General features: G+C 34.5%; 4 protein-coding genes and 1 pseudogene. 2 read left to right on the plus strand and 3 right to left on the minus strand.

Annotation, left to right across the window (positions count from 1 at the left end; genetic code table 11):
- Positions 1-395: 395 nt before the first annotated feature.
- On the minus strand, positions 396-944 hold the full coding sequence (locus ACFIJW_RS00015) for a hypothetical protein (RefSeq protein ID WP_375632642.1): 549 nt from the start codon (positions 942-944) through the stop codon (positions 396-398).
- Positions 945-954: 10 nt separating this feature from the next.
- Positions 955-1,322: pseudogene (gene ssb, locus ACFIJW_RS00020) on the minus strand (single-stranded DNA-binding protein).
- A 194-nt stretch (positions 1,323-1,516) separates the two neighbouring features.
- On the opposite strand from ssb, the gene ACFIJW_RS00025 reads away from it, so the two are divergent.
- Both ACFIJW_RS00025 and ACFIJW_RS00030 read left to right on the plus strand, forming a co-directional pair.
- Positions 1,517-1,816: a BrnT family toxin gene (locus ACFIJW_RS00025; RefSeq protein WP_375612484.1), complete on the plus strand. Its 300-nt coding sequence runs from the start codon at positions 1,517-1,519 to the stop codon at positions 1,814-1,816.
- Positions 1,794-2,099 (plus strand): BrnA antitoxin family protein, encoded by a 306-nt coding sequence (locus ACFIJW_RS00030; protein WP_273756873.1) that lies wholly within the window; start codon positions 1,794-1,796, stop codon positions 2,097-2,099. The genes ACFIJW_RS00025 and ACFIJW_RS00030 overlap by 23 nt, the downstream gene beginning before the upstream one ends.
- Before the next feature lie 125 nt (positions 2,100-2,224).
- Here ACFIJW_RS00030 and ACFIJW_RS00035 read toward each other — a convergent pair whose 3' ends face one another.
- Entirely contained in the window at positions 2,225-2,713 is a 489-nt protein-coding gene (locus ACFIJW_RS00035; protein ID WP_375632644.1) for a hypothetical protein, read from the minus strand.
- Positions 2,714-2,715: the final 2 nt, after the last annotated feature.

Below are 2,715 nucleotides of genomic sequence, written 5' to 3' on the forward strand. Positions count from 1 at the left end.
GTTCAAAGCGAACAGTGCTTTTATTGTCTCCAACAACACACATTGGCTTAGTGATGACAGCTTTCATCATTGCTCCTTTTGCGTCATAATTAATGACATCATTAGTCAATTATTGATTTTTGTTATTTGAAAAATAGATTAGTCAGAATTACCCAGAAAACAGGGCTTTCTAGCCACGTTTCAAGATCACATTTTACTAAATTTTTAGAGGATATTTTTGAATTTTGGACGCAATTCGACCAGTACAGCAGCGTCATTAAATACGACTTTTCACATATTGTCAACAAAAAAAATCAATATATTGTGTTTTTTTTATTTTTTTACCTAAATATGCTGCTTTACAAACAAATGATGCAAATATTCCGTTCCCAAAAATCGTTTATACGTTAAAGCATTTACCATTTATTTTTTGGATAAAAATACTTCTGGAGAGCATTTAGAGCAATACGCAAAGAACTAACAAGATGTGGTAATGTTTGGTTTTCTATAACAAGATGTTGTATCGCGGCATAAAGATTATACTGTCTATAGAGGTGTTGTGCTTCTTTGATAGCCTCTTGCATGTTTGAAAACTGTTCTGTTGCAAATTTAATCCATTTTTCTTTTGCTGTCTCATCAGAAGATGAGGGCATTTTATCATAAACAGCACTTGGCAAACCTTTTGCACACGAATAGTCATTTTTCACTTCAAGATATTTTTGCGCAGCATCATATTGGTCTTGATTTATTTCGCCTTGCAAATAAAGCCGCCCGATATAGGTACCGGAAAGCGGATTTTTAGCCTCTTCTATGGTCAAACAGAAGCGTTTGGCACGCATTTCAATTGCCAATTTATCCATGGGTTCATGCGGTGTTTTTGCTCGTGAGATACGTCCATTTGGTTCTCTGATACACCCTTTAATCCGAGGACGACCACGTTTTGTACGTTTTTTTCTTTTAGCCATATTTTTTCAATCAGAATGGGACGCTATCGTTAAGAGCTGTTCTATAATCTTGAGCACCTGAAGCGATAGCATAATTTTGAGAAGTAATAGGTGAAGGGGTAGGGGATGCCGATTGATCTTTTTTGGCATCAAGCAAATACAACTCGCCTTTGAATTGTGGTAAGACAATCTCTGTTGTGTAACGGTCATGCCCATTTTTATCTTGCCATTTGCGTGTCTGTAATTTTCCTTCTATGTAAACCTTTGAACCTTTGTTTAGATATTGAAGTGCAATTTTTGCTAAATGTGGATTAAAAATCACAACTGAATGCCATTNTTCATTGTTTTGCTTTCGGGATCAGCACCTAAACGCCCGATTAATGTCACTTTATTTAGCATGTTTTTTCTTACCTTAAACTTGTACTTTAATACATAGAAAATCTTAGCATGATTTTCATATTTTTTCAATTATTTCAAAATGATAATATTGTTTTTTAACATATAAAATTATATTTAATATGCAAAAAAACATAAATAGTTCAGTGTTCATTTAAAACTCTTGAAATACATACATAAATGTATTAACATAAGATATGAAAATAAGATTTGAATGGGATGAAGCTAAAGCGAAAAGTAATCTTAGAAAGCACCGTGTCAGTTTTGAAATTGCTGCTCGTGTTTTTGCAGACCCGTTCGCCATGGTTAAACAAGACCGTATTGAAAACGGAGAATATCGTTGGCAAACTTTGGGTCTTGTGGATGGTTTTTTACTGCTGCTCGTGGCGCATACTGTCCATGATGATAAAGATGGTATAGAAGTAATCCGTATTATTTCAGCGCGGCGAGCTAACTCGAAAGAAAGGAAACGTTATGAAGAAGAAAGTTCTTTATGAAATTGATGTAGGTAACTTATCACCTTTGACAGATAAACAGAGAGTTGAAGTTGATAAGCTGGCTGCAATGCCGGACAGTGCAATTGATCATAGTGATATTCCGTCACTCAATGATGCATTTTGGAAAAACGCCGTTCGCAATCCATTCTATAAACCAACCAAAACTGTCACAACAGTACGTGTGGATTCAGACGTTCTAGCGTGGCTTAAAAGTCAAGGGAAAGGATATCAAACACGGATTAACGCAATTTTACGTGACGCCATGCTTCGTTCAATGCGTTGATCTCTTTCCTGCTACAAAGAGTATCAAACTGCTTTCGATAGTTTTTTATCTCCTTGTTGATCTCATCTATGAACGTTGAGAAGAAACAACGTAATCTGAACAGTTTTATAAAATCGGAAATTTTACTATAGCTTTTTAACTGAGCACTGTAGTGTGTAAATAGATATGTTTATTAAACTGCGTGTATGTAACATAAGAAACAATACACAAACTAAAAAAGAATACCAAAGAGCAATATCTGAGTACCAAAGTACATTATCCAATGAAAAAGAAAGCTTGTACTCCACGTACTTAGAAATGAAAGGTAAAGAAACAGTTTCCTTATAACTATTTGGGAAAATTAAAACGACAAGTGCTAAACTTATTAGCTTTAAAAGTCTGTGCATATACTGTTGTAAATCACGTGTTAGTTTCACCCAACCTGTTGTATTGCCGCGTTTGTATTTTGGGTTGCTCTGCAATTCAGAAGGAATCTTGGAATTGCATAAAATTGCAAAAACCGTTGTGACTATTACCAAAGAAACAGATGCGAATGTCAAAATACTTTGAATAAAGTAGGGATTTTTTTTAATTCCTAAAAAACATAAAAATATAAAAGTTATAATGCCAAACAAGG

The sequence above is a fragment of the Bartonella sp. MM97QHHN genome (assembly GCF_042194285.1).
GTDB lineage: Bacteria > Pseudomonadota > Alphaproteobacteria > Rhizobiales > Rhizobiaceae > Bartonella.

Excerpts from the sequence above, each read along its gene's own strand:
- ACFIJW_RS00015 (WP_375632642.1), bottom strand. The coding sequence starts at position 944 with ATGGCTAAAAGAAAAAAACGTACAAAACGTGGTCGTCCTCGGATTAAA.
- ACFIJW_RS00025 (WP_375612484.1), top strand. The coding sequence starts at position 1,517 with ATGAAAATAAGATTTGAATGGGATGAAGCTAAAGCGAAAAGTAATCTT.
- ACFIJW_RS00030 (WP_273756873.1), top strand. The coding sequence starts at position 1,794 with ATGAAGAAGAAAGTTCTTTATGAAATTGATGTAGGTAACTTATCACCT.